The sequence below is a fragment of the Asticcacaulis sp. P2_C5 genome, assembly GCF_056404555.1.
The window spans coordinates 43,578-69,921 of the sequence record NZ_JBFUDU010000008.1 but is presented as its reverse complement, the minus strand read 5'-3'; the positions used below and the strand labels follow the sequence as shown (position 1 = coordinate 69,921).

The 26,344-nt window shown below is 65.6% G+C and carries 11 protein-coding genes; 4 read left to right on the top strand and 7 right to left on the bottom strand.

What is annotated here, in order from left to right; genetic code table 11:
• The first annotated feature begins 5 nt into the window (after positions 1 to 5).
• From tssM to AC1DXO_RS15045, 4 genes are read left to right on the top strand one after another with little or no spacing between them, the layout of a single operon-like run.
• Positions 6 to 3,470: a type VI secretion system membrane subunit TssM gene (tssM, locus tag AC1DXO_RS15060; protein ID WP_476978990.1), complete on the top strand. Its 3,465-nt coding sequence runs from the start codon at positions 6 to 8 to the stop codon at positions 3,468 to 3,470.
• A complete protein-coding gene (tagF, locus tag AC1DXO_RS15055) occupies positions 3,440 to 3,982 on the top strand; it encodes a type VI secretion system-associated protein TagF (protein WP_476978989.1) in 543 nt (180 codons plus the stop codon). The genes tssM and tagF overlap by 31 nt, the downstream gene beginning before the upstream one ends.
• Positions 3,979 to 4,746 (top strand): PP2C family protein-serine/threonine phosphatase, encoded by a 768-nt coding sequence (locus AC1DXO_RS15050; RefSeq protein ID WP_476978988.1) that lies wholly within the window; start codon positions 3,979 to 3,981, stop codon positions 4,744 to 4,746. The genes tagF and AC1DXO_RS15050 overlap by 4 nt, the downstream gene beginning before the upstream one ends.
• Complete coding sequence (locus tag AC1DXO_RS15045; protein ID WP_476978987.1) at positions 4,743 to 6,692, top strand: serine/threonine-protein kinase; 1,950 nt, start codon at positions 4,743 to 4,745, stop codon at positions 6,690 to 6,692. The genes AC1DXO_RS15050 and AC1DXO_RS15045 overlap by 4 nt, the downstream gene beginning before the upstream one ends.
• 1 nt (position 6,693) lies before the next feature.
• Here the strand turns inward: AC1DXO_RS15045 and AC1DXO_RS15040 are convergent, their stop codons facing one another.
• The 7 genes from AC1DXO_RS15040 to AC1DXO_RS15010 are packed head-to-tail and all read right to left on the bottom strand — an operon-like array spanning position 6,694 to position 26,329.
• The gene (locus AC1DXO_RS15040; RefSeq protein WP_476978986.1) at positions 6,694 to 7,566 is read right to left on the bottom strand and encodes a lysostaphin resistance A-like protein; all 873 of its coding nucleotides are present in this window, start codon (positions 7,564 to 7,566) and stop codon (positions 6,694 to 6,696) included.
• Between the two features lie 3 nt (positions 7,567 to 7,569).
• Positions 7,570 to 8,061, bottom strand: a complete 492-nt coding sequence (locus AC1DXO_RS15035) for a DUF4123 domain-containing protein (RefSeq protein ID WP_476978985.1) — start codon at positions 8,059 to 8,061, stop codon at positions 7,570 to 7,572.
• Positions 8,061 to 8,558 carry a PAAR domain-containing protein gene (locus AC1DXO_RS15030; protein ID WP_476978984.1) on the bottom strand — a complete coding sequence of 166 codons (498 nt, stop codon included), beginning with the start codon at positions 8,556 to 8,558 and terminating at the stop codon, positions 8,061 to 8,063. The genes AC1DXO_RS15035 and AC1DXO_RS15030 overlap by 1 nt, the downstream gene beginning before the upstream one ends.
• A 27-nt stretch (positions 8,559 to 8,585) precedes the next feature.
• A complete protein-coding gene (locus AC1DXO_RS15025; protein ID WP_476978983.1) occupies positions 8,586 to 10,907 on the bottom strand; it encodes a coiled-coil domain-containing protein in 2,322 nt (773 codons plus the stop codon).
• Positions 10,904 to 11,593: a hypothetical protein gene (locus AC1DXO_RS15020; protein ID WP_476978982.1), complete on the bottom strand. Its 690-nt coding sequence runs from the start codon at positions 11,591 to 11,593 to the stop codon at positions 10,904 to 10,906. The genes AC1DXO_RS15025 and AC1DXO_RS15020 overlap by 4 nt, the downstream gene beginning before the upstream one ends.
• 4 nt (positions 11,594 to 11,597) lie before the next feature.
• Positions 11,598 to 14,828, bottom strand: coding sequence for a CHAT domain-containing protein (locus AC1DXO_RS15015; protein ID WP_476978981.1), 3,231 nt, complete (start codon positions 14,826 to 14,828; stop codon positions 11,598 to 11,600).
• On the bottom strand, positions 14,825 to 26,329 hold the full coding sequence (locus AC1DXO_RS15010; protein WP_476978980.1) for a two-partner secretion domain-containing protein: 11,505 nt from the start codon (positions 26,327 to 26,329) through the stop codon (positions 14,825 to 14,827). Before AC1DXO_RS15010 ends, AC1DXO_RS15015 begins: the two co-directional genes overlap by 4 nt.
• Between the last annotated feature and the right edge of the window lie 15 nt (positions 26,330 to 26,344).

Genomic DNA, 26,344 nt, shown 5'->3' with positions numbered 1-26,344 from the left:
CGATCATGCAAGCCATCAAACGCGCCCTGCTCAACTGGTGGACGGTGACCATCGCCATTGCCGTCCTGCTCGTCCTCTTGCTGTGTCTCGGCCTGCCGCTCTTCGTCGCTATCCTCCGGCCATGGTGGGTTCGCCTGATCCTGTTCGTGGTCATTGCCGGCGTATGGGGGGTATTGGCCTTCCTGCGCATTCGCAAGGCCCGCGCCGCCGCCGACGCCATCGCAAAAGAACTGACCGCGCAACAGGCGGCCGGAGCCGAAGGCGCGGAACTGTCGCGCCGGATGGGCGAAGCCCTGGCGTCCTTCAAGACCGCCAGCGGCAATAAGCAGGACTATCTTTACTCGCGACCATGGTACGTCATCATCGGCCCACCCGGTGCCGGCAAGACGACGGCTCTGCTCAATTCCGGCCTGCGCTTTCCGCTGTCGGATCAGGCATGTAAGGGTGTCGGCGGCACACGCAACCTCGACTTCTGGTTCGCCGACGAGGCTGTTCTGATCGACACCGCGGGACGCTATACGTCCCAGGATTCGCAGCGCGAGCGCGACGCCAACGCGTGGACCTCGTTCCTGGGTCTTCTCAAGAAGAACCGACCGCTGCAACCGGTCAACGGTGTGCTGGTGGCCTTTCCCATCGACGAACTGCTGCGCGCTGGGCAAGGCGAGATCGACCACCACGCCGCGACCGTGCGGCGGCGCCTGAGTGAAGTGCGCCAGTCGCTGGAACTGAACGTACCGGTTTATGTGCTCTTCACCAAGGCCGATTTGCTGTCCGGATTCAGCGAATATTTCGAGGATCTGGATGTCGAGGGCCGCCGCGCCGTATTCGGCGAGACCTTCGATTTCCGCACCGGCCAGCCGCAGGCGCTGGATGTGGCGCGAGCTTTTGATACCGTTGCGCAGGCCATCGCCGACCGCCAGGCCAAGCGGCTGGAGGACGAGAACGATACGCGCCGGCGCAGCCTGATCCTCGGCTTTCCAGCCCAGGTTGGCGGCCTTCGTGCCCGCGTGGTGCGTTTCCTGGAAGGCATCTTCTCGGCACACGACGAGCCGGTCGGTCAGTTGCGCGGCTTCTACCTGACCTCGGGCGTACAGCAGGGCGCGCCGCTCGATCGCCTGCTGGCCGGCATGGGCGATATCTATGACGCCCCGCAGACGCCGCCGTCGGGCGGTCGTTCCTACTTCCTCAACCGGCTGCTAGGCGAAGTCGTGTTTCCGGAAGCAGGACTGGTCCAGATGGAGCCCAAGGCGCGGGCTCGCCGGCAACGCAACCTGATGATGGCCTTTGGGGGCATTGCCGCGGTGTGCGTGCTTGTACTGCTGGCATGGACCATCAGTCTCTTCGCCAATCTCGGGCTTCAGAAAAATCTGAACGACCAGGCGATCGCCGCGGCGCAGCTCGAAAAGGACAAGGGCATTGATATGGTCGAGGTTGGCCCCAACGATGCCGACCTGGAGCAGGCGATCGACGTGCTCGACAGCATTCGGTCCCTGTCGCGCGGCTATGCCGACCGAAAGGCGGGCGGACCGCCGCTGACCCTGGGTTTTGGCCTCTACCAGGGTGGGCATAGCCAGCGCGCCGAGCTGGAATACCGCGAAGGCCTGCGCCGCATCCTGTTGCCGCGCATCCTGCTGCGGCTTGAGGACTATATCAACACCAATATCAGCAATCCGCTCGCCATCTACGAACCGCTGAAAGCCTATCTCCAGCTGGGTGGACAAAAGCCTGGCCAGATCGACACCAAGAGCATTGCCGCATGGATCGAGCAGGATTGGGCGGATAATGCCTATCCGGGTTCCGACCGCGCCAATCTCAGAAAGCGGCTGGATGCGCACCTCGACGCCCTGTTGGAGGACAAGGACCTTCAGGTGTCGTGGCAAGATCACCAGGCGCCCCTGGACGGCGACCTGATCGCCCGTGCCCGCGCCGCGGTGCAGACCCTGTCGATGGCCGACCGCGCCTATGCCATACTGTACCAGAAGGCGATGGCGACGGACGATCCACCGTGGAGCGCCGACGCTCTGCTGTCGAGTGGTGACGCCGCCGCCTTTGCCAATGGCGACGAGGTGATGGCGCTACAGGTGCCGTACTTCTTCACCCGTGCCGGTTATGAAAAGCTGTACCAGCCGGGCTTGCTGACAGTGCAGCAGGACATGGAAAAGGACCTGTGGGTTCTGGGCGCCGACGCCGATACCACCAGTGCCAAGGCGCAGATCGGCGACATTCGTCCGGGCGTCGCCGACCACTACGCCAAGGATTACGAAGCGGCGTGGGACAAGGTGATCAATACGCCGAAACCGGCCGACTACTTTAACAATACGACGGCGCTTAATGCCTTCGTGCGCAGCCCTTCCCCGTTCAAGATGCTGTTGATGGAGGTGGTCAAGAACAGCGACTTCTCCGGTGGCAGTCGCGCCGCGGCCCAGGGTGCGCAGAACATGCTGAAGAATAAGCTGGGTCAGGCGGCCACCCTGCTGCCGTCCGGGGCCGGCGGTAGAGACGCCGGTGAGACCATCCAGACCTACTTCAAGCCGGTCAAGGCCTATGTCGGTGACGGCAAGACGCCCGGTCCGATCGACGACTTCCTCGCCGCCATGAAATCGGCCGGACAAGCCATAGGCGCAGCGAAGGCCGTTGGCGGCGGCGCCGGTTCGGACGCGGTTCAGGCCCAGACCGCCACCGCCACGGCGGCGTTAAGCCAGGCTGCAGGGGGAGCGCCGCCCGGCCTCCAGGGATTCATGGGCGACGCGGCCAAGGGCGGGTCAGCGGCGCAAACGTCGGCGGCGGAGGGCGCGGTCACTCAAACCTACGCCGCCGGCATCCTTCCTTCCTGCCAGACCGCGGCGCAGGACAAATATCCCTTCTTCGGCGCATCGAAGATCGACGTGTCCACCATAGACGCCATCAGGACCTTTGGTCCCGGCGGGACCATGGACGCCTTCGTACAACAGCGCTTGATGTCCCTGCTCGATACCTCCGGTCCGGTATGGCGCTGGAAAGCCGACGACCCTGTCGCTGCCGGTTTCAACCCGTCCACGGCTGACGATATGTCGCGCCTGGCCCAGATACGCGACATGCTGGCGACCGGCTTATCGTTCAAGGTAGCGCCGGAATCCTTGGGGCCCGACGTGGATGCAGTCGAGGTCTCGTCCGGCGGCGCGACCTACCGTTTCGACGCCACGAACAAGGACCCGCAACCAGTCGTGTGGACGGTGCAAGGGCTGCCTGCCGCCCACGTCACCATGTTCAAAAGCGGGCAGGTGGTGCAGAAATTCGACGGACAGGGGCCGTGGGCGGTGTTCCGCGTCATGGATGCGGCCAGCGCGCGCCAAAACGCCGGCAGCAACGCCTTCCTCGCCACGTTCGGTCAGGGCACAAAGGCGGCAACGATCCGGGTGACGCTGGATTCAATCAGCAATCCGTTCAGCAAAGGCGGGATGTGGACCTTCCGCTGCCCGGTGACGCTGTGAGGGCGGCGGTGCTGTTCGGCAAGTTGCCGGCACACGGCGATTTCGTGGCGCGCGGCCTCGGCGACAGCGAGGCTGGAGCGCTCGACGACTGGCTGTCCGCCTCCTTAAGCGATGCCGCCACGATGGAAGATTTCGACAGCCTGTATACCCAGGCTCCGGCGTGGCGCTTCATCGCCACGATCAGCAGGATGGCGATGTGCGGGGTGATCGCCCCGTCGCTCGACTCGGTCGGAAGACAATTCCCGATTCTTGCCGGCGTGGCGGCAGGCGAGAATACCGGCATGCTGATCGATGCGGTGGAGGCGCATCTGTACGACGCCTTCGCCAACGGCCAGACGGCGGATGCGCTGTTCGCGGCTTTGTCGACTTTTCCCGGCTTGCCGGAAGAGGCCGTGGTCCTGTCGCCGACCGGCTGGTTCCTGGAAAACGCGGACAAGGTGGTGGTCGACCGCCTCGATGGCGAAAGGCCGCCGGACCTTCTCCGGCACATGGTGGAGGCGGGGCGGTCATGATCGGCACAACGCTTAGGATGGAATGGCACGCGCAGACCCATGAAGGCCGGGTGCGCGACCATAACGAGGACGCCCTGTTCGCCAACGACCGGCTAGGCGTATGGGCGGTTGCCGATGGCATGGGTGGGCACGAACGCGGCGAATGGGCGTCGGCGACCATCGTCGACGCCTTGCGCACCGTACCGGACCTGGGCGATTTCAACGATCAGGTCACGCACACCGTCGCTGCGATCCATCAGGCCAACGCCACCATCTTCGATGAGGCCAGGGCACGTGGCATCAGCATGGGCACGACCGTCGTCGTCGCCGTCATTCGCGACGCGCGCTTCGCCATCGTCTGGGCCGGCGACAGCCGCGCCTATGTGCTGCGCGACGGAATGTTGCACCAGTTGAGCCGTGACCATACCCAGGTGCAGGAACTGATCGACCGAGGCCTCCTGACGCCCGAGCAGAGCGCTGGGCACCCCATGAGCCACGTCCTGTCGCGCGCCGTCGGCGTGATGGAGGATGTCGAGCTCGAAGCCGTCACCGACACGATGCAGGCCGGTGATGTCTTTCTCCTGTGCTCTGACGGCCTTTATGGCGTCGTAGGCGACGACGAGATTGCGCGCACGCTGACCAGCATGCATATCGACGAGGCCGGATCCGCCCTGGTGGCGAAGTGTCTTGACAACGGGGCCCCGGACAACGTGACTGTGATCCTGATCAAGGCGTCAGAAGCCACCGTACTGTCGCTGGCGCCGCACCCGCAGGGCCTGTCATGACCGACGACGACAACAACGACAAGACGGTGTTCAGGCCATCGCCCCTGTCGTCACCGACGACCGGCAGAAAGGACGTACAGTCCCCCTTCGACCTCGGCAACAACAAAAAGGCCGCGCCGCCGCAGCCCGAACCGGACCCGAAACCCGTCACCTCGTTTACACCGCTCACCCCGCGCGAGGGCGGCATTCAAGTCGGCGACGTGCTCAACCACATGTTCGAAGTCAAACGCTTTATCGCCCGCGGCGGCATGGGCGAGGTGTTCGAAGGGACGAACATCGCCAGCGAGGAACGTGTAGCGATCAAGGTCATGCTGCCGCAACTGGCTGCCGATCCGAATGTGCAGGCCATGTTCAAGAAAGAGGCGCGAACCCTGACCCGACTGTCGCACCCGGCTCTGGTCCAGTACCGCACCATCGCTCAGGAACCGCAGCTTGGTGTCCTGTTCATCGTCACCGAATATGTCGACAGCAAGAACCTGGAAGACGCCCTGGCGTCTTTGAAGGCGACGCCGGCGCAACTGCTGGCCCTGACGCGGCGGCTGGCCGATGGCCTGCGCGCTGCGCATAGCCTCGGCGCCATCCACCGTGATATTTCGCCCGATAACGTATTGCTCGAGGACGGCGAGCTGGCCAAGGCGCGGATCATTGACTTTGGCATTGCCAAGGACCTTGACCCATCTTCGAAGACCATTGTTGGCGACGGCTTTGCCGGCAAGCTGAACTTCGTCGCGCCCGAGCAGCTGGGCGACTTTAACCGCGAGGTCGGACCGTGGACCGACGTCTACAGCCTGGCGCTCGTCATCCTGGCGGTGGCGCGCGGCAGGCCGGTCAATATGGGCGGCACCCTGGTCGATGCTGTCGATAAGCGGCGTGCCGGACCTGACCTGTCGGATGCGCCGGAGGAGCTGCGGCTGCTGTTGTCGGCCATGCTGACGCCCAATCCTGAGCTGCGGCTGCGCTCGATGGACGAAGTCATCGCCTTTATCGACAACGGACCTGCCCTCGCCCCGCCTGCCGCCCCCGCGACGAACGTGAAACCGAAGTCAGCTCCAAAGCCGGCGTCGGTGACGGGTGATGCGCCGAAGGTTGATCCGAAACTTCTCATGTACGGTGGCGGGGGCGCTGCCCTTCTGCTGGTGCTGATCGTTGGCGGGGTGATTCTGTTCAGTGGCAAGCCTTCGGTGAAACCAAAGCCGCAAGGTCCAGCTCCTGCAGCGACGGGCAACCCCGTCGTCGAGGCGCGGGCCGCCATCACATCCGCCTTGCCGGCAATGGACTGTGCCTGGCTCGACATCGGCTCGCTGAGCGGCGACGGGTCGGGGGTGACCGTGTCGGTCAAGGGGGTGGCGCGCGATACCTTGGCCGTGCAAAAGGTGATTTCGGATGCCGTGGCGTCGAAGAACCTGACGTTGAAAGGGCTTGATACCAATGACGTGGCGCCGCTCAGCCGGCAGAATGCCTGTCCCATGCTGAACGCCTATGCGGCGATCAAGGGCGGCGACACCAGCGCGCTCAGTTCGCCGCAGGTCAAGTATGAAATGACCTTGCCGGAAGGTAAAACCGCGCCCTCGGCCAGCCCGATTATCGATTTTCGCGTCGATCCCGGAACACCCGATCTCGCGCTATACGGTATCCAGCCAACCGGGGAAGGCCTTCCGCTGATCGAAAATCTGAGACAGCTGGCCGACCCGGCCTTCCGTTCGGATTGGGGCATCACCGAACGCGGTAACGGCCAGTACGAGATGAAGCTGGGACAGGACGAAACCGGTTGGGCAGGTCTTCTGCTGCTCACCGGCAAGGGACCGTTCCCGCCATCCGTCATTATTCCGCCGCCGTCCAACCGCGGCGTGGCATGGCGGCAAGACTTCGACCGGACAGCCGCCGCCAACGGATGGAAGTCGGAAATGATCTGGATCGATACCGTCGACGACGTGCCGAACCGATAGATCAGCTCAGAATGGTATTCACCGGCTCGTCCTTTCGCGGCGCGCGACGCCATAGGATCAGCGGCACGCACACTGCCGACAGAACGAACGTGACCGCGACGGACGCGTTCAGCCCTTCCGCCGAACCGCCCCATAGCGGCGATCCGGTCATATCGAGATTGACCACGGCGCCGAAGATATCCGTGCCCGGGTTCGGCGACAGACCGAACAGCACGGACTCCGCCCAATTCCAGCCAAAATGGGCCGCAATAGGCGCGGCGACACCGCCCGTGCGCCATGCCAAAAGGCCGAACAACACCCCTGCCAGGGCGATATTGACGAGACCAAGCGGCGTCTGGGTCGCGCCGGCCAACAGGTGCAAAAGGGCAAACAGCGCCGCAGCCGCCCCAATCCCGATCCAAGGTCCGAATGCGCGCGTCATCACCGGCTGGAGCCAGCCGCGAAAATAGATTTCCTCTGCCGCCGCCTGATAAAGCACCAGCGGTATGCTGAGCAGGAACAGCAATGGATCGAAGGCCTTGCTCGCTGCAGTCACAGTCCCGGCCAGGGCCGCGTACACGACGGCGACGGCCAGCCCGCCGAAGCCGAGACCGAGCGCGCCGGCGACCGCCTTGACCGCATCCCGCCCCGGCGCCAGCACTCGACCCCTGACAAACGCATTCCAGGCGCAGGCGACGGCGATAAGTGCGCCGAACAGAACCAGCGTAATGATGACCGACTGCCACGCCAGGTTTAGCGTCATGTCCACGCCGGTGGCGTGCAGCAATGCCGTCACCGCACTGCCCAGGAACAGCACGATCAAGGCGATCACGACGGCGCCGACGGCAAACACCGCCGCCGCCTGTAACTTGCCGTCGCCACGTATCCAGTCCATGCGCTATCCTACGGCAGTATCGGAATCATACAGCACCTCGCCGCGAAGGCTGTAATTGTGCATTGTCTCGGGTGTTGCCCCTTCAACGGCGAACAGCTCCAGTGCCTCGAACCATGGCCGGCGCTCGTCCGGCGTGGCAGCGCGGATATAGGTGTTGAACACGCGCGGGTCGTAGAAGCGGAACAGGGCGATTCGTCCGTCCGGCAGCTTGGCCTGGAGAAATTGCCGGAAGTGCTTGCGCATCTCGCCCAGCGTCCGGCCCGAGCGGCACATGATGCCCCAGTTGTGGCCGCGTCCTTCGCTTTTCCACGCGTCGAGCAACGGCTCGTCGGGGCTCAGGCGCACGAGCCACGGCGCCGCCGCGGCCAGGACAGGCGCCAGATGTCCGCTGAACAAGCAGACATGACCGCGCGACCGCGTCACCAGTCCGTGCAGCTTCGAGTCCTGGGCCGTATCAATGACGGCGAACCAGTCGCTTTCGACATCTTCGCTCATTACGTGCAGCGCTCGCAAAACGGCGTCCCGTCTTTGGCCGCCTGTTGCAGCGCCTTGGCCTGGGCATCGGGCTGCTGCAGGGCGGCCGAGGTGGTGAAGTCCAGCGCTGGCGCGGTGAGGCTGCCGGTCTGGCCGGCCGCGCCAACCGCCCGCGCGGCATCGACCATACCGCCGCCACCTCCGCCCCCGCCTCCCCCGCCGCCGGCATCGCCGATCAGCACAGTCGGAAAGCCCATGATAATGCTGCCGCCGTGCGCCGTCATATCGCCCATACGCGCCGCCGGCAAACTGCCGACGAGGACGGTGAATGCGCCCAGCACGATAACGTCGGGCGGGCCGACGCAGACCAGCATGTCGGAAATTCGCGCCTGAGGCAGCGATCCCGTGAGCACGGTCGGGCAGCCGGCGGGAAGGATCGGCCCCCCGACGTGCGGCACTATGCCGGTGACCATTGGACAGACGTGCATATCGGTTATGCGTGCCGCCGGTTGTCCCATGATGCGCTCCTTTCGCCCTACCCTATCCTAATCATCGCCGAAGAGCGAATTATATGCGTCGCTCGCCGCGTCCTTGGCGTCACTGGCGGCATCCTTGGCTGCTCCCGCAGCGTCACCCGCCGCCTGCTTGGCATCATCCACGGCCTGGCTGGCCTGCTGCTGTGCGTCACTCGCCGCCTGTTTCGCATCGTCGACAGCCTGTTCGGCCTCCTGCTTGGCATCTTCCGCAGTCTGTTCTGCTGTCTGTACGGCCTCGGCGGCGGCGTCCTTGGCCTCCTGCTCCGCCGCCTGTGCAGCTTGCTTGGCCTGGTCCACGGCCTGTTGCGCCTGTGCCTTGGCGTCTTGTGCCGCCTGCTTGGCGTCGTCCGCGGCCTCTTGAGCGGCGTCCTTCGCCTGTTGCTCGGCCGCCTCGACCTCCTGCCTGGCTTCGTCGACCGCCGTCTGGGCCTGGTTTTCAGCGTCGGCGACAGCATCCTCGGCCTGTTTCTGAGCCTCATCCGCCGCCTGTTTTGCCTCATCGACGGCCTGCTTGGCGGTATCTTCCGCCTGCTGAACCGCATCCTCGGCCGCGTGCTTGGCGTCTTCAGCGGCCTGCCTGGCCTGGTCAAGGGCGGCCCCGGCCTGTTGTTTTGCATCCTGCACGGCATCTTCGACCTCTGCCTTGGCCGCGTCCGTCGCCGCCTTGGCTTCCTCCATCGCCGCCTGTGCTTCCTGCTGCGCCTGGTCGACGGCGCCCTGAGCCTGCTGGGCCAGCGCCTTTTCCTCGTCCATCGCCTGCTGGACCGCGTCGTTCAGCGCCTGTTCGCCTTCGTCCATCAGCGCATCGGCCTTTTCTTCCGCCTGTGCCGCATAGTCGTCTGCCTGATTGGCAAGGTCCTCAGCCTGCTTTTCCGCCTCGTCATAGGCGTTATTGGCGGTGTCGATGGCGTCGTTCACCAGCTGGTTGGCCAGCGACTGCGCGCGGGCAAGCCGGTCTTTCAGTTCCCCCAGTATATCCGCCGCCTGATCGCGGACGAAGTCCTGCGCCTGCTGGAAGGTATCATTGATCTGGTCGAGTGCCTGCCCGAATTCATCGTCAACCGCCTGCTCCATGGCATCGGCCTTGGCAAGCAGAACGTCCGCCGCGCCGAACAGTGAATCGTCGATGCCCGTTTCCAGCTTTTCCAGCGTCATCACCGGCAGCGATGGCTTGGGAACCCTGCGCCCGCATGGCAGCACCTCGAAACCGCCATCGATTAGCTGCACCGCCGGCACCATGATCACCTGCTTCGCCATGGCTGCCGCAGCCCTGGCCTTGTCCAGCAGGTCCTGGGCCTGAGCTTCGAGCGCGGCAATCTTCGCCTTGGCGGCGGCGCGGATGGCTTCCGCCTTGGCGCGCGCCGCCTGCGCCAGCTTATCGGCCTGGGCCTGGAGCGCTGCGATCTTCGCCTGTATGGCGTCTATGGCGGCCTGAGCCTGAGCTGCCATGTCGTTCATCGTCTGCTGCAAGGCGCGCGCCTTGGCCTGCGCCTGCTGGCGCATCTGGTCGGCCTTGGCCTTGGCGTCGGCTGCCGCCTGCTCCGCCTTTTCACGAACGTCCTTAAGCGCCTGCTGCGCCTGCTGCTTGGCTTGATCGGCCTTGGCCTGTAAATCCTTGACCGTATCTTCTGCCTGTTGTTGTAACTCGGCTGCCTTCTTCTGCGCGTCATCGACAGCGGCCTGCGCCTGGGCAGCCATTTCGTCGGCCTTGCTTTGAGCATCGGCATAGGCCTGCTCGGCCTTGTCCTGAAGCGCCTGTGCCTTTTCCTCGACCTGCTGCTCAAGCTCTTCCGCCTTCGCCTGGGCGTCGGCGACGGCCTGCTCGGCCCTGGCCTTCATCTCATCGGCCTTGCCCTGTGCGTCGGCAAGCGCCTGGTTGGCCTTGTCCTTGATGTCCTCCGCCTTCCGTTCGGCCTCGGCGATTGTCTGCTGCGCCTGCTGCTGGAGCTGCTGCGCTTTCTCTTCCGCCGCCTGCTTCAGTTCGTCGGCTTTCTGCTGCATTTCAGCAGCCTTTTGCTCGGCCTGCTGTTCGACCTGATCGGCCTTTTCCTCCAGCGCCTGCGCCCTTTGCTCGGCTTCATCCTCGATCTGCTGCGCCTGCTGCTCGATCTGGTCGGCCCTTTGCTGCGCGGCGTCCTTGGCTTTCTGCGCCGCAGCCTGCGCATCGGCCATCTTACCTTCGGCGGCGTTCTGGGCAGCCGTCGCTGCCTCCTGCGCCTTGTCCGCGGCGTCCGACAGCGCGCCCTGGGCCGCGTCGGCACCCTTGTCGGCATAGGTCGTGGCCGTGTCGGCCATCTGCTCGGCCCATTTCATGTCGTCGCCGGCACTCATGCGAACCGTCCATTGTCCTGGGCCAGGCGCAAGCGCAGGGCGCTCAATACCAGTTCCGGCGGAAAGCGCTCACGCGCCACCACCACGGCCCACGGCTGGCGCAGAAAGTCCGCACCCCACATCGCCCGGCACACGCACACCACCAGCGGCGCATCGGCCAGACCGCGCAAGCCCATTTCCTGCACCGACGGCAGAGCCTGTTCGACCGCAATTCGCGCCGAAGGCTGGGGCGGTCGGTCGTACAGCACCAACGGCAGGGCGGCGACTGTCTGGTCCAGGACCGGCGCGCCGATCAGGTCGACCGGAATGAACAGGCCGAGCACCGACCGGTTGCGCCTGGCCCGTTCCCAGGCCTCTTCCGGCGCCTCGTCGGGCAAGGTCGTCAGCGCGCGATCAGGTGTCGGATAACCGCGTTCCAGCCAACGGCGCAGGTCAGGTTCCTCGTCGAAGTTGGGCGCAATCTTCAGCATCAGCTCGCAGAAGGCCAGTGACGCCGCTTGGCCGGTCAGTCGCCAACGCCGCGCTCGTTCGAGCATGTTACCGATGATCCGCGCCTGGACGTGCGGTGGAAATCGGCTGAGGATCGTCGGATAGGCGGCGGCCAGCGGCTCACGCAGACGCGCGGCGAAGGCCGGCCGAGCCATGTCCGCCAGGGCCCCCTGCGCCTGAGGTGAGACCGACAACATGCGTCTATCGCGCCTCCGTCGGCTTTGGCGGCGTAGACAGCATCAGCTTGTTGCCGTCGCCGATCAGCACATAGGCGCCCCAAAAATACGGATGGCTATATTGCGGCTGGCCCATCAGGCGCATCTGCGCGCTGCGCAGCGCCGACGCCATGCCGTAGATGCGTCCGGCGCTGTAGAAACGCTGAATTAGCTGGTCCGTTTCGTCCGACGCCGGCACGTTCCAGTAGGTTGCCAGCACGGCGCGGGCACGCGCGGTAATGAAGGCGCGCACCAGGCCATCCAGGGTCGCACCCGATTGCTCCTGGCCCGACAGACGGCCCAGCTGGCCGCTGACGCCAGCGGCGGTGTCGCACGCCGACAGCACCACCAGATTGGCGTCAAAGCGCATTTGCGCCACGTCGGGGAAGGTCAGGAAGCCGTCCGACACGATCGTGCCGTCCGGCGCGGGCGGCGCCACCGTGGTGATCAGCGACGGCGGCACGTCCGAGCAGCCGACTTTCGATTCCGGAATGCCGTGCGTGGCGAAATGGACCACCTGATACTGTTCGTAGGCGCCCGTATCGGAGGCCTGCATCAGTCCGCTATCGGTAAATGCCGCTCCGGTGACCTCCGGCGCGCCGGGAACGCCCAGGGCGTTGGCGGCAAGCGTGATCTCGTGCGCGCTGACCGGCTTGTTCGACGCCATTATGTCGAGGAAGTCGCTGTATTTGATGTCGCAGCCGCCGATATTAATCTGACGGTCGCCGAAGGCAGCGGCGGCCTCGAGCGGTGGCGGTGCGTTCTGGCCGAAGCCGATGAACGGCTTGGGTGCCGTTGACGGTGGCAGGGCACGCGCAATCAGCAGGGAGCGCGGCGACAGGGCGTAATACACATCCGATCGGTAGGCGACAAAATCGACATGGCTGTAGTCATACGGGTTCGTCGCGAAGGTCGTCTTGAAGGCCTTGACGCTGGACGCATTGGTCACCAGGACGCTGAACGGCAGGTTTTCCAGCGGCCCGGAGGGATCGACGATGATGGCGCTCGCCTGTTTCAGCCGCGGCTCGGCCGGCCCGGCCAGCACGTGAAACAGCGAATAGGCGGCCTGGACATCAAAATAGGGCCGCTCGTTTTCGACGCCCGGCTCATCGCCATAGGTGGGTGTGCCGAACTGGCTGCACCCTTCGTTGGCGTATTCCGGCACGTAGCGGATGGAGGCGCGGACGCAGCGCGAAATGTGGGTGAGCAGGTCGGAGTCGACCGCAATTCGATACAGGTAGCTCTCGTTGCGCCCGATGACGATGGCATAGGCATGTTGCTTGAGCTGGCTGACCTTAAGGTAGTATTCGCCCGGTTTCAGCGCGGCGCGGATATCGGAAAGCGTCACCAGCTGGTCGTCGACCGTGCGGAAGTGGGGATCCGCCGCCAATTCTGCATTCACCTGGACAAGCCGATTTTCCGCATCCTGACGCTGCCGATCCAAAGCCGCAATCGCCGTGGCATCCAGCGCCGTATTGCTCGAAATCTGATACCGCAACTGAACGACCTTGCGTTCAAGTTCCGAACGATCGCGCACCTTCGCGCCCAAGGTCGTCCCACCGGAGACGACCGTTTGCAGTTGCGCGACCTGACGCGCCACCGCTGGTTCACCGACCGCCTGGATCGCCTTGAAATAAAGCTCTGCCGCGTCGGGATCGGTGTTCGCTCGCTGAATTAAGATATCAAAGTAGGGTTCGAGCTCGACCGGCTGCCGCTCCACGACGTCGCTCGATGCCAACAGCGAATCGATCGCGGTGCTATAGGCTGCAATCACCTGGTCGGCGGTGTAGGCCGGATCCCGCGCCAGCAGACTGGCGCGCTCAAGTTCGGTTTCGGCGATCACCGGCCCGGCGAAGGCATTGACGCCGCCGGCCAGTAAGGCCGCGCTCGGCCCGAGGTCGAACAGGCAGCCTGTCTGATCCTTCAGCACCCCGCCCTGCAACAGGGCCAGGGCGCAGTCGAAACTCTTGATAGCGGCAGCGGTCTTGCCCGCACGCGCCTCTAGCCGACCGCGCTGGCGTTCGATCCGTGCCTTTGTCGGCAGCAGACTGTCGGCACGCACGCTATTCTGGAGCAGGTTGACGTAAACAATCGACTGTTCCAGCGCCGTGCTGGCCTTGTCATCTTCGCCGATACCGAGCCATGCCACCGAAGCCGCCCAGTGACGCTGGGCCTCCAGCAGCTTGCTGGCCAGTTCGCCACGGTCGACCACGGCGGTCGAACCGCTGGCGGGATTATTCTGCGACGGTTGGTTGAGCGTGACCAGGGTTGCCGGGTCCATTAACGGATTGGCCGTGTTCTCGCCCGATTGAAGCGCGTTCAACGCTTGCTGCCAGTTCCGCCGATTGATGGCGTCGAGCGCCTGATAGGTCGATTGCTTGCGCAGCAGGTAGGTGCCGATCTTGCCGGCGCCGGCGGTGGTCAGCAGGCGCTCGGCGTCCGCGAAGTGAGCGTCGGCGGACCCGAGCTGGCCGATATTGCTGTCGGCGACCGCAGCCTCCAGGTCGAACTCGGCACGGGTAAAGGCTGCCGCATCTGGACGCAGGCGGCTAAGACCGTCGTTCAGCATACGCGACGCTTCGACGAAGGAGCCCTGCTGGTTGAGCAGGATTCCCTGCGACAGGGTCACTTCGGGGATGAAGCTGGTGTCGGCAGGCGGTGTCGCAGCCGCTGTCGTCTGGACCGCTGGCAGGGCCTCGGGCTTGAGCGATGGCGTGTTGTCGGCATAGCGGTCGGTAACGGGCGCCGCCGCGCCGGACAGGGTACGCAGGCCCGTCTCCATCGGGCCGATGGCGGTGAACGCCGCTTCGCCCCGGTACAGCAACTTGCCGCGTGTGAACTGCGCCAAGACGAGCGGAATGCCTTGGCTGGCGTCGTAGCACTGACGCGCAGCGACGTCGCCAACGGCGGTGATATTCGCGGCCTGCTCCGGCGCACAGGCTTCATCCGGCGCCTTTGTCGCATATCGGGCATCGATGACGAACAGCGTACCCTGAGCGCGCGCGGCCGACACCCCGCGGCACGTGATGGTATAGGTTCGATCGTAGCGGCTGACCCGCGGATCGTTCCAGGTGCGCGTCGCCGTGCAAGGATCGCCCTTGGCATCGCGGCCGAGATAGAAACTGTCCTGGAGATCCAGCTCGGCCGCATGTGCCAGCATTACCGGAAACTGCAGGGCGAGTACGGCGGCGAGACTGAGGAGGAGGCGCGGCGTCATTGCTGGGTTCCCTGCGGCGGGCATGGATGGTCGAGGCTGTTCGGATCGCAACGCTGATCCAACGCCGAGGCCGGGGTGGCGATGTCGGTGAACAGGGTCTCGTTATTGGAGCTGATGACCGAGTCGAACGACAGGTCGGGCGCTTCGGTCTTGAGCACGCTGAGTTTGGAGCTGTCGAACACGTTAAGCGGCGGTTGGACCAGGGAGGATGACAAACACGCCGTGGCTGCGCCAATAACGCAGCCGTTGAAGCGCGTATTGCCGGCCGACACCGGGCCGCTGACGACGATGACGTCACGCCCGAGCAGGGCCGCCGCCACGCCGTCTATACCGTTGATCCGGCCATAGGCGGAGAAGGCGTTGAGCGCTGAACCGGTCGCGGCGTCGATGCCGATGGCGCCATCTACGGGCGAGGCGAGTTCGCCGCCGAGGATGACACCCGTGTTCTGACCGGCCAGACCGCTGTTCTGGAACAGGGCGAAGTTGGTATATTCGACCGTCATCCGTCTTGCCCGAACCAGGACCGGATCGCTGTAGGGCAGCCGCGCGCGGTAAAGGGTCGAGCCCGGATTGCTGACATAGGCACGCGCCGCCACCTCAGCGCTGATCGGGTTGCCGCCCACGTCAACGCCGATACTGTCGAGGAAACTCTCTTCCTGGCCGGCGCCAATGGCGTCGGCACGCAGGTCGAGCAACCCCTGTCCGACATCGATGCGGCCTCCCGCGTCCGGTGTGGCCGAAATACGGATCGTTCCAGCCTTGGAACCATCCGTCGTGTCGCCGCCGATGACCACCACCCGCGCCGCGGTCGATGTACTGCGATTATCCGCGCCGGGGTCGAGTACGAACCGGCCGGTGATATCGACGCGACTGGTGGTCAGGAGCTTGACCGTGGTCGCCGGGTTATCCACCGTCCAGGACGTGTCCCCTATACGGATCGCCTTGCCGTGTGCGTCGAGCAAGACCATGCTGTCGGCACCGCCGGCCTTGAGATGATTGAGTTCGCCGCTCGAAAGATCGAAGCCGGCCGTTCCTTCGGGATCGGTGCCCAGGCGCAGGTCGGACGTGGCGTTGACGATGATGGTGCGGGCGCGGATGTCGCCGGTCAGGTCGCCGTCGGCGCCGTTGAGCGTCACCGTATGATCCGCCGCCGTCACATCGGCCAGCCGGACCAGCTTGGCCGCGGTCAGATCGATATTGCCTCCGCTTGAGGTCAGCGAGGCCAGGTGCAGGTCGCCGTGTTGGGCATCCGCTGCGATATCGCCACCGGCGGTCAGGCTGCCGGTCAGATCGATGTCGCCGCTGCCGCTGTCGGTCAGTGTGGCGCCGGCGCCGGCCGTGCCGGTGCCAAGGGCGAGGCCGCCGCTGCTGGCAGTGAGGGCCAGTGCGCCCTGGGCATCGGCGCGGGCGACATCCACCGCACCACCATTGATGACAATATTGCCGCCCGTGCTGGTCAAGGTTCCGCCCTTGGCCAGCCCGCCCGATGTCACGGTCAACTGGCCGCCGGAGGTCAGCGAACCGCTGATGGTCGCCTTGCCGGTGGCGGTAAGGGTTGCCGTGCTTCCCGCCGTGCCCGTGCCAAGCGCGGTATCGCCGGAGCTCGCGGTCATAGCCAGCGCGCCGGCGGCATTCGCCGTGTCCACAGTCACCGTGACGCCGCTCACCGTTACGTCGCCGCCCGTGCTGCTGAGCAGCGCGACGTGGGTCGCTCCGCCCGACGTAAGCGAAGCCGTGCCGCCGCTGACCAGGGACGTCGTCACGTCCATCTTGCCAAAGGCGTTGAGCGAAGCTGTCATGCCCGCCGTGCCGGTCGCCAGCAGCAGATCACCTGTGGTCGAGCGCACATCGAGCGCGGTCCTGGCCTTGGCGCCAGTGATATCGACGCTGCCGCCGGTGACGGAGACATCGGCGCCGGTACTCTCGATATTGGCGATATTGGCCGCACCGCCAGCCTTGACGCTTGCCGTATTGCCCGAGGTCAGGCTGCCGATCGTCGCCGCGCCGACCGCATCCAGGCTTGCTGCCGTGCCGGCCGTGCCGGTCGTCAGGCGGAGATCGCCGGAGGTCGCGGTCAGGGTCAGTTGCTGCGCGGCATTGGCCGTTCCGACATCGACAGCTGCCCCGCTGACCGATACGTCGCCGGCTGCCAGCGATGTGGTCACAGTGACGTCACCGGTCGCGCTAACGGAGGCGGATGTCACTGCGGAGCCGGTGCCAAGCGTCGCGTCACCGTTTGTTGCCATCACCGACAAGGAGCCCGTATCGGCGGTCACCGACAATGCGTCGAGGGAGCCCGCGGTTAGTACGACCGCGTCACCGTCGACAGTGCCCAACAGGGCTGTGCCGCCAACGACCGTTTTCACCAGGCCCGCGTCGGCCATGAGGTCAGCGCGGGCCGAAGCGGTAGCGCCGGTCAGATCGCCCGTTGTGGTGACATTCACGTCGCCGCCGGTGCTTTCAACATCTGCCAGCCGCGCATCGCCGACAGACGCAATCGTCGTCGTGCCTCCGGAGGTCAGGCTGGTGACATGGACATCGCCGCCTCCGCCCGTCGTCGAAATATCGGACGTTGTGCCAGCCGTACCGGTGCCGAGCGTCGCGTCGCCGTTGCTGGCTGTGAGAGATAACGACGTAAAGGCATCGGCCGTACCGACATCTACGCTGGTACCGGTGACGGACACGTCCGCGCCGGTAGACGTGATTGAATCCACCTTCGCCAGGGTTCCGGCATTGACCGAAGCCGTGCTGCCCGCCGTCAAGGCAGCGACATCGGCAACCTGCCCGGCGGTGAGGGAAACGTTGCCGCCCCCTGTCAGCGTACTCGTCACGGTGGCATTGCCACTGACAGTCAGAGTGGCGTCGGTTGCCGCGCTGCCGTCAGCCAGGGTAATGTCGCCGCCGGTCGAGGCCAGGGACAGCGTGGCCGTGTCCGCCGTCGCAGATGTTACATCCATCGACGCCGCGATGATATCGACGGCATCACCCGTCACTATGCCCAGCAGAGCTGTTCCACCGGCATTTACCTTCACCAGGCCGGCATCCGCCGTCAGGTTCGCACGGTCGGAAGCGGTGGCGCCTGTCAGGTCGCCGGTCGTGGTGACATTCACATCGCCGCCGGTACTTTCAACATCTGCCAGACGTGCATCGCCGACCGACGTAATGGTCGCCGTACCACCCGAGGTCAGGCTGGTGACATGAACATCGCCGCCTCCGCCCGTGGTTGAAACATTCGCTGTCGTTCCGGCCGTGCCGGTGCCAAGGGTTGCATCGCCGTTGCTGGCCGCTAGGGACAAGGATGTAAAGGCGCCAGCGGTACCCACGTCGACACTCGCGCCGGTGACGGACACATCCCCCGCGGTGGAGGTGATCGAATCCACGCTCGCCAGGGTTCCGGCATTGACCGAAGCCGTGCTCCCCGCCGCCAAGACAGCGACATCGGCCGCCTGTCCGGCGGTGACGGAACCGTTGCCACCCGCTGTCAGCGTACCCGTAACGGTGGCTTTGCCACTCGCAGTGAGCGTGGCATCGCTTGCCGCACTTCCGTCAGCCAGGGTAATATCGCCGCTGGTCGCGACCAGGGACAGCGCGCCTGTATCTGCCGTAGCCAAGGTGACATCCATCGACGCCGCAGTGATATCGACAGCATCACCGTCCACCGCACCCAGCAGGGCTGTTCCGCCAGCATTCACCTTCACCAGGCCGGCATCCGCTGTCAGGTTCGCACGGTCCGAAGCTGTCGCACCTGTCACATCACCAGCCGTGACGGTGACATTTCCGCCGGTGCTTTCAATAGTGCTGAGCCGTGCGTCGCCATCGGATGAAATCGTCGCCGTACCGCCCGAGGTCAGGCTGGTGACATGGACGTCACCGCCTCCGCCCGTAGTTGAAACATCCGCTGTCGTGCCAGCCGTGCCGCTGCCAAGGGTTGCATCGCCGTTGCTGGCCGTCAGGGACAAGGACGTAAAGGCGTCGGCCGTACCGACATCTACGCTGGCACCGGTCACCGACACCTTGCCGCTCGTGCTCGTGACGTTGGTTACGTCGGCGAGGGTGTCTGCGTTAACCGAAGCTGCGCCGCCGACGGTCAGGGTGTTGACGTCAGCCACACCCCCGGCCGTCACCGTGCCGGCGCCACCGGCGTTCACTGTGCCCGTCACGGTGGCATTGCCACTGGCGGTGAGTGTGGCGTCTGTTGCCGCGCTGCCGTCAACTAAGGTAATGTCCCCGCCAGTCGCGGTCAGGGACAAGGTCGTCGTGTCGGCCGTGGCGGAGGTGGCATCCATCGATGCCGCAGTGATATCGACGGCATCACCCGTCACTATGCCCAGCAGAGCTGTTCCGCCGGCATTCACCTTCACCAGGCCGGCGTCCGCCGTCAGGTTCGCACGGTCTGAAGCGGTGGCGCCTGTCAGGTCGCCCGTCGTGGTGACATTCACGTCGCCGCCGGTGCTTTCAGCATCTGCCAGCCGCGCATCGCCGTCGGACGCAATCGTCGTTGTGCCGCCAGAGGTCAGGCTCGTGACATGGACATCGCCGCCTCCACCCGTAGTTGAAACATTCGCTGTCGTTCCGGCCATGCCGGTACCAAGAGTTGCATCGCCATTGCTGGCCGTCAGGGACAAGGACGTAAAGGCGGCGGCCGTACCGACATCTACGCTGGTACCGGTGACGGACACGTCCGCGCCGGTAGACGTGATTGAATCCACCTTCGCCAGGGTTCCGGCATTGACCGAAGCCGTGCTGCCCGCCGTCAAGGCAGCGACATCGGCAACCTGCCCGGCGGTGAGGGAAACGTTGCCGCCTGCTGCCAGCGTACTCGTCACGGTGGCATTACCACTGGCAGTGAGCGTGGCATCCGTCGCTGCGCTGCCGTCACCCAAGGTCACATCGCCGCCCGTCGACGCCAGGGACAAGGTCGTCGTGTCGGCCGTGGCGGAGGTAGCATCCACCGACGCCGCCGTCACATCGACTGAGTCCCCGTTAATGTCGCCAAGCAGAGCTGTTCCGCTCGCATTAACCTGCACCAGGCCCGCATCCGCCGTCAGGTTCGCACGGTCAGACAATGTCGCACCTGTCACATCACCAGCCGTGACGGTGACATCTCCTCCGGTGCTTTCAATAGTGCTAAGCCGTGCATCGCCGTCGGACGCAATCGTCGCCGTACCGCCCGAGGTCAGGCTGGTGACATGGACGTCGCCGCCTCCGCCCGTGGTTGAGACATTCGCCGTCGTTCCGGCCATGCCGGTGCCAAGAGTTGCATCGCCGTTGCTGGCCGTCAGGGACAACGACGTAAAGGCGTCGGCGGTACCCACATCGACGCTGGCACCGGTGACGGACACGTCCCCGGCGGTGGAGGTGATCGAATCCACGCTCGCCAGGGTTCCGGCATTGACCGAAGCCGTGCTCCCCGCCGCCAAGACAGCGACATCGGCCGCCTGCCCGGCGGTGACGGAACCGTTGCCGCCCGCTGTCAGCGTACCTGTTACGGTGGCATTGCCGCTGGCGGTGAGTGTGGCGTCGGTAGCCGCGCTGCCGTCACCCAAGGTCACATCGCCGCCCGTCGACACCAGGGACAAGGTCGTCGTGTCGGCCGTGGCGGAGGTGGCATCCACCGACGCCGCCGTCACATCGACTGAGTCCCCGGTAATGGCGCCAAGCAGAGCTCTTCCGCTCGCATTAACCTGCACCAGGCCCGCATCCGCCGTCAGGTTCGCGCGGTCAGACGCTATCGCACCTGTCACATCACCAGCCGTGACGGTGACGTCTCCTCCGGTGCTTTCAATAGTGCTAAGCCGTGCATCGCCGTCGGACGCAATCGTCGCCGTACCACCCGAGGTCAGGCTGGTGACATGTACGTCGCCGCCTCCGCCCGTGGTTGAAACATTCGCTGTCGTGCCAGCCGTGCCTGCGTCGAGCGTGACATCGCCATTGCTGGCCGTCAGGGTCAGGGATGTACCGGCGCCGGCGGTACCCACGTCGACAGTAGCGCCGGTTACCGACACATCCCCCGCGGTGGAGGTGATCGAATCCGCTCGGGCCAGAACAGCCGCGCTGACCGAAGCCGTGCCTGTCGCTGTCAGGTCATTCACGTCGGCTGACTGGCCAGCGGTGATCGTACCCGTGGTGCCGGCGACAAAAGTCCCTGTCTGATCGGCGTTGCCACTGGCCTGGAGCAGCAGCGACGTCCCCGAGGTGCCGCCGCCGAGCGTCGCATTGCCTGCGTCCGCGACTAGGGACACCGCGCCGCCGGCATCGGCTGTATCGACGTCAAGCGTATCGGCGGTGACGGTGATGTCCGTTCCTGCGGTTACCGTTCCAAGCCGGCCCAGGGTGCCGCCGGTTACCGTGACCGAGCCGGTCGTGGCGGTCAGGTTGGCGCGGCCGGCCGGCGTCTCGCCGGTCACCTCATTCGCCGTCACCGAGACATTGCCGCTGTCGCTGGTCATCGCAGCGATGCGCGCGTTGCCATCCGCCGTAACAGTGGCATCGCCGCCGCTATGCAGATCGTTCGTGATATGCACATCCCCGGCGCCGCCCGTGGTCATGACCTGGGCCGTCGTTCCCGCCGTACCGCTATCGAGTGTCGCGTCACCGTTGCTGGCGGTAAGCACCAGTGCCGTGGCGGCGTCCGCCGTTCCCACATCGATGCTGGCGCCCGTGACGGAAACATCCGCCGCGAGCGATGTGATATCGCTAACGGATGCCGATGTTCCGGCGCTGACGGACGCGGTGTCCGCCGCCGTCAGGCTGTTGACCGTGGCCGTGCCGCCGGCGCTCACCGTGCCCGCGCCGCCGGCGCTGAACGTGCCGGTCAGGGCCGCATTGCCGCTGGCCTGGAGCGTCGCGTCGCCGCCGGAGGACCCGCCGCCGAGTGTGGCGTCGCCGGCATCCGCAACCAGCGACACCGAACCGCTTCCGGCGACGGCGCTGTCGGCGCTGACGGTATCGCCCGTGACATCGATCGAGTCGCCGGCCTGCACTGTCCCAAGCCGCGCCAGCGCGCCACCCGTCACCGTGATCGATCCGGTGGCGGCAATCAGGTCGGCATTACCGGCACCGATGCCGGTGACGTCCCCGGCCGTGACGCCGATATTGCCACTGTCACTCGTGACCGACATCAGGCGCGCGTCGCCGTTCGATGCGATCGTCACGTCGCCGGTCGTGTGTAGCGACGTGGCAACAACGATATCACCGGCGCCGCCGGTCGTCGACAGACTGGCCGTTCCCGCCGTGCCGGTATCAAGGGTGACATCGCCATTGCTAGCCGTTAGAACCAGGGCGGTCGCGGCGGTGGCCGTACCGACGTCCACGCTGGCGCCGGTCACCGACACATCGGCACCGGTAGAGGTAATGCTATCCGCGCTGGCCGAAGTGCCGGCCTGCACAGATGCAGTGCCGTTCGCCGTCAGGTCGCCGGCGTGTGCGGTATCGGTTGCCGTGACGGTTCCGGTCGTGCCGGCAGTGAAGGTGCCGCCCAGGTCGGCATCGTCGGCCGCAGCGAGCAGAAGCGTCGTGCCCGACGATCCGCTACCCAGGGCGGCATCGCCGGTTGTGCCGGTGATCGACACTGCCCCGCCGGCATCGGCGCTGGTCACGTCGACGGATGGTCCGCTGACCAAGATATCTGTTCCCGCGCTGACGGCGCCAAGCCGCGCGTCGCCGGAGCTGGTCACAACGACCGTTCCGCCCACCGCCGCGAGGTTAGCGCGGCCGCCCGCGCCCACGCCGCTGGTCTCGTTGCCGGAAGTGACGGTAATATTGCCCGAGTCGCTCGTAACGGACGCGAGGCGTGCATTATTATCGGCCCCGATCACGGCGTCGCCCGTGGTATGCAGCGACGTCGCGACCGTCACATCGCCATTGCCGCCGGTGGTTTCGATATCGGCGCTGCCGGCCGTACCCGTGCCAAGTGTCGCATTGCCGTTGCTGGCCGTCATTGTAAGCATTGTCGCCGCGTCGGCCGTGCCGACATCGACGCTGGCACCGGTGACGGACACATCCGCCGTGGTGGAGGTCAGGGAACCTGCCGTGGCCGCCGTGCCCGCCTGTACTGAAGCCGTGTTCCCGGCCGTCAGATCGCCGGCATGGGCGGTACCGCCGCCAGTGACCGTGCCGGTTGTCCCGGCCGTGAAGGTTCCGGTGAGATCGGCGGCGCCGCCCGCCTGGAGCAGCAGCGACGTTCCCGACGATCCGCCGCCCAGGGTCGCATCACCCGACGCGATCAGGGCGACATGTCCTGTCGTTGCGTTGGCGCTGGTCACGTCCACCGTTGCGCCCGATACATCGATGTCGGTGCCGGCCACGACCGCGCCAAGCCGCGCCAGGGTGCCCGCCGTCACCGTCACGAGCCCGGCCGTCGCCGTCAGACCGGCGCGCCCCCCGGAGGTCGTTCCGCGCACCTCGTCCGCCGTTACGGTAATGTCGCCGCCGTCGCTGGTAACGGAGACCAGGCGCGCATCGTGATCCGAAGCGATGACGGCGTTGCCCGTGGTGTGCAACGCGCTCGACACCGTAACGTCGCCGCCGCCCCCGGTCGTCTCGATATCGACGCTACCCGCCGTGCCGCCAACGAGCGTCGCCGCGCCGTTATCGGCCGTCAGCGTCAAGGCGCCGCCAGTGGTGGCACTTGACACATCCAGCGTATCGGCCGTGACAGCGATGCCGGCATTGCCGTTCACGGTCCCGAGCAACGCCTTGGTGCCGCCGGTGACTGTGACCTGTCCCGCCGTCGCGGTGAGCGTGGCGCGCTGGGCGGCTGTCTTGCCGGTGACCTCGCCCGCAGTGGCAGTGACGTTCACATTGCCGGCCGTACTGGTCACCGAGGCTACGCGTGCATGGCCGCCCGCTGAACTCACCGTGGCCGTTCCGCCGCCGGTCAGCGAGGTGTTGATCGTGACATTTCCGGTCCCGGACGTGGTCCGCACATCGGCCGCGGCCGCGGCCGAACCCGTGCCGAGCACGACATTGCCGTTCGCCGAGCTGACCGACAGCGCGTCGCCGGAGGAGGTGGCCGATGTCACCTGGACACCGCCGCCGCTGCTGACCGTTACCGCACCAGGCGCGCTCAGCGTTCCGGCTGTGACGGTAGTACCGGCGCCGATGGTCAACGCGCCTGAATCGACAGTCACCCCTGTCGCAGTCACCGATCCTGCCGTCGTATGCACGTCAAAGCCGTTGGCGACCTTGACCGTGCCCAGGCTGAGGTCGCCGGCATACAGATCCCCGGCGTGGAAACCGTTCAGTGTATCGGCGTTGAGGTTGCCGAGCGCTACCGACGTGGTTGCCGGCCCCGTGCTCACGGCAACAACCGATTGCTTGGCCGAGCCGCCGTTCAGTGTCGTACCGGACAGGCTGATATTGCCGGTCGTAACGAGATTCAGCGCCTCCGTCCCGGCGCCGTCGCTGTTCGAGGTCACGGCCAGGCCACCGGAATGACCGGTACCGCCGGCGCCGGAGGTGATGGTGACAGCGCCCTTGGCACCTTGCGTGCCGCCAAGTGTCACCGCATTGGCGCCGCTGACATTGTAGTCGCCGCCGGCGTTGACCGTGCCCTTGACCGTCGCGTCGTGGTCAGAAGATATCGTAATGCCACCGCTGCCGCTCATGAGACCGCCGGTGACGACGTCGCCACCGCTGCCGGCGGCCGTCCTGACCTCGGTCGTGGTGCCCGCCGATCCGGAACCCAGCTTCGCGTTCCCGTTGTCGGCGATCAGGCTGACGGCGCCGCCGTCGGCCACGGCCGAGGTGACATCGACCGTATCCGCCGTTACTGTAACGTCGGTGCCGCCATGCGCCGCGCCGATCAAGGCCTTGCTGCCGCCGGTGACGGTAACCGAGCCCGTGGTCGCCGTCAGATTGGTGCGCGTGGCGCTGGTCGTACCGGTGACCTCGCCTGAGGCTGCCGTCACTTCGACATCACCGCTGTCGCTGGCGACGCTCTTCAACCGGGTGTCGGCGCCTGTGGCCACCGAGACGTTCCCGCTGGCGTGCAACGCGCCGCCGGCGCTGATGCCGCCGCTGGCATCCAGGATCAGATCCTGCGTCGCACCGCCGACGGTCACCGCCTGAGTCGAGATCGCGCCGGCGCTCGTCTTGAGCGTCAAGGCCGTGTCGACGGTGACATTGCCGACGGTGATATTGCCGTCGCGGGCGTCGAGTCCATGCAGACCCAGCGCATCGACCTTGCCCAGCGTCACATCCTGACCCGCTCCGGCGCTGAGATTCACGTTGGAGGTGCGCGTGGCGCCCCCGTTCAGCGCCGATCCGTTCAGGTCAAGACCGCCTGCCGACGTCAGGGTCATGGCCCCGGCGGCGTCGCCACTGGGGTGGGCGTCATCCTTGTTCGAGGTCAGGGTCAGCGCCGCGACACCACGCGCGATGGAGTTGCCGCTGATATCGACCTTGCCGCCGGCCGTCTGGACGTCAGACAAAGTCACCGCATCGCCCAAAACGCCATAATCCCCGGCGGCGGTCACAGTGCCCCTGATGTTGACGTCGTCCTGGCCTGCGACCACGATGTCGTCTGCCGAGGTCAGCGTGCCGCGCGTGTCGATCTTCGCCCCGCTGCCGGCATCGGCGAAGGTCAACCCTGCCTGGGTCACGCTCGCCGCCACATCCTCGCCCGTGCTGAGGATTATCCGACCGTCGACTGCGGTCGCCGTCAGGTTCGCGTTGGGACTGACGTTCAGCAGCAGGTCTGTGATGTCGGTCGCGCCGCCGAGGATGACGGATTGACCGGTCAGATCTCCGCCCGCGGCAACCTTGGCGTTGACCAGGGTCGTGCCGGCATTGATGGTCATCGAAAGCGGGCTGCCGGGGCTGTAGCTGAGGTTCAGATTGGTAGCGGCCACCAGGGCGATGTCACCGCCCGCTGTCATGGTACCGTTGGCCGAGATGTTCTGACCCACGGCGACAATCGGTCCGCCGGTCGTGATGACGCTCGATCCGCTGAAGCTGATGGGACCGAGCGAGGTCCACAGGGGATTGATTTCGCCGCCGTCGGACAGAAATTGCTTCAGCGTGTAACTGTTGTCGCCGTTACTGAAGTCCGAGTTTGAGATATTGAGCGTCGACAGGAACAGCGCACCGGTATTGATGGCGGCACCGTCGCCGACCAGAATTCCGGATGGATTGAGCAACCATACCGATATGTCCGCGTCCGAATTCAGCGTGCCGCGGATGTCCGATGGCCCGAGCACGCCCGAAACGCGATTGAGCACAGCCAGGTCGCCCGCGGCCGTGCCATGACCGAACGTCACCGAGTGACCGGTGGCAATATCGAAGGTCGTCCAGTTGATGACGGTATCGGTATCATTGAGTTTGACCGTCATGTCCGTACCGTCGGACGTAATGTCCGGCGTACCGACCGCGGGCACACCGACGGTCGGGAGTGGGGTACCGGCCTGGGCCTGGCTGGCTATGGTCCACACCAGCAGAAGGGCGGTCGTGCCGGCAAGGCGCCGGCGCTTGAGGATTAAGGTCGACGTGTGGGGGCTCATCGTTTCGACTCCTCT

Excerpts from the sequence above, each read along its gene's own strand:
- AC1DXO_RS15015 (WP_476978981.1), bottom strand. The coding sequence starts at position 14,828 with ATGACGCCGCGCCTCCTCCTCAGTCTCGCCGCCGTACTCGCCCTGCAG.
- AC1DXO_RS15020 (WP_476978982.1), bottom strand. The coding sequence starts at position 11,593 with ATGTTGTCGGTCTCACCTCAGGCGCAGGGGGCCCTGGCGGACATGGCT.
- AC1DXO_RS15030 (WP_476978984.1), bottom strand. The coding sequence starts at position 8,558 with ATGGGACAACCGGCGGCACGCATAACCGATATGCACGTCTGTCCAATG.
- AC1DXO_RS15010 (WP_476978980.1), bottom strand. The coding sequence starts at position 26,329 with ATGAGCCCCCACACGTCGACCTTAATCCTCAAGCGCCGGCGCCTTGCC.
- tssM (WP_476978990.1), top strand. The coding sequence starts at position 6 with ATGCAAGCCATCAAACGCGCCCTGCTCAACTGGTGGACGGTGACCATC.
- AC1DXO_RS15045 (WP_476978987.1), top strand. The coding sequence starts at position 4,743 with ATGACCGACGACGACAACAACGACAAGACGGTGTTCAGGCCATCGCCC.
- AC1DXO_RS15025 (WP_476978983.1), bottom strand. The coding sequence starts at position 10,907 with ATGAGTGCCGGCGACGACATGAAATGGGCCGAGCAGATGGCCGACACG.
- AC1DXO_RS15050 (WP_476978988.1), top strand. The coding sequence starts at position 3,979 with ATGATCGGCACAACGCTTAGGATGGAATGGCACGCGCAGACCCATGAA.
- AC1DXO_RS15035 (WP_476978985.1), bottom strand. The coding sequence starts at position 8,061 with ATGAGCGAAGATGTCGAAAGCGACTGGTTCGCCGTCATTGATACGGCC.
- AC1DXO_RS15040 (WP_476978986.1), bottom strand. The coding sequence starts at position 7,566 with ATGGACTGGATACGTGGCGACGGCAAGTTACAGGCGGCGGCGGTGTTT.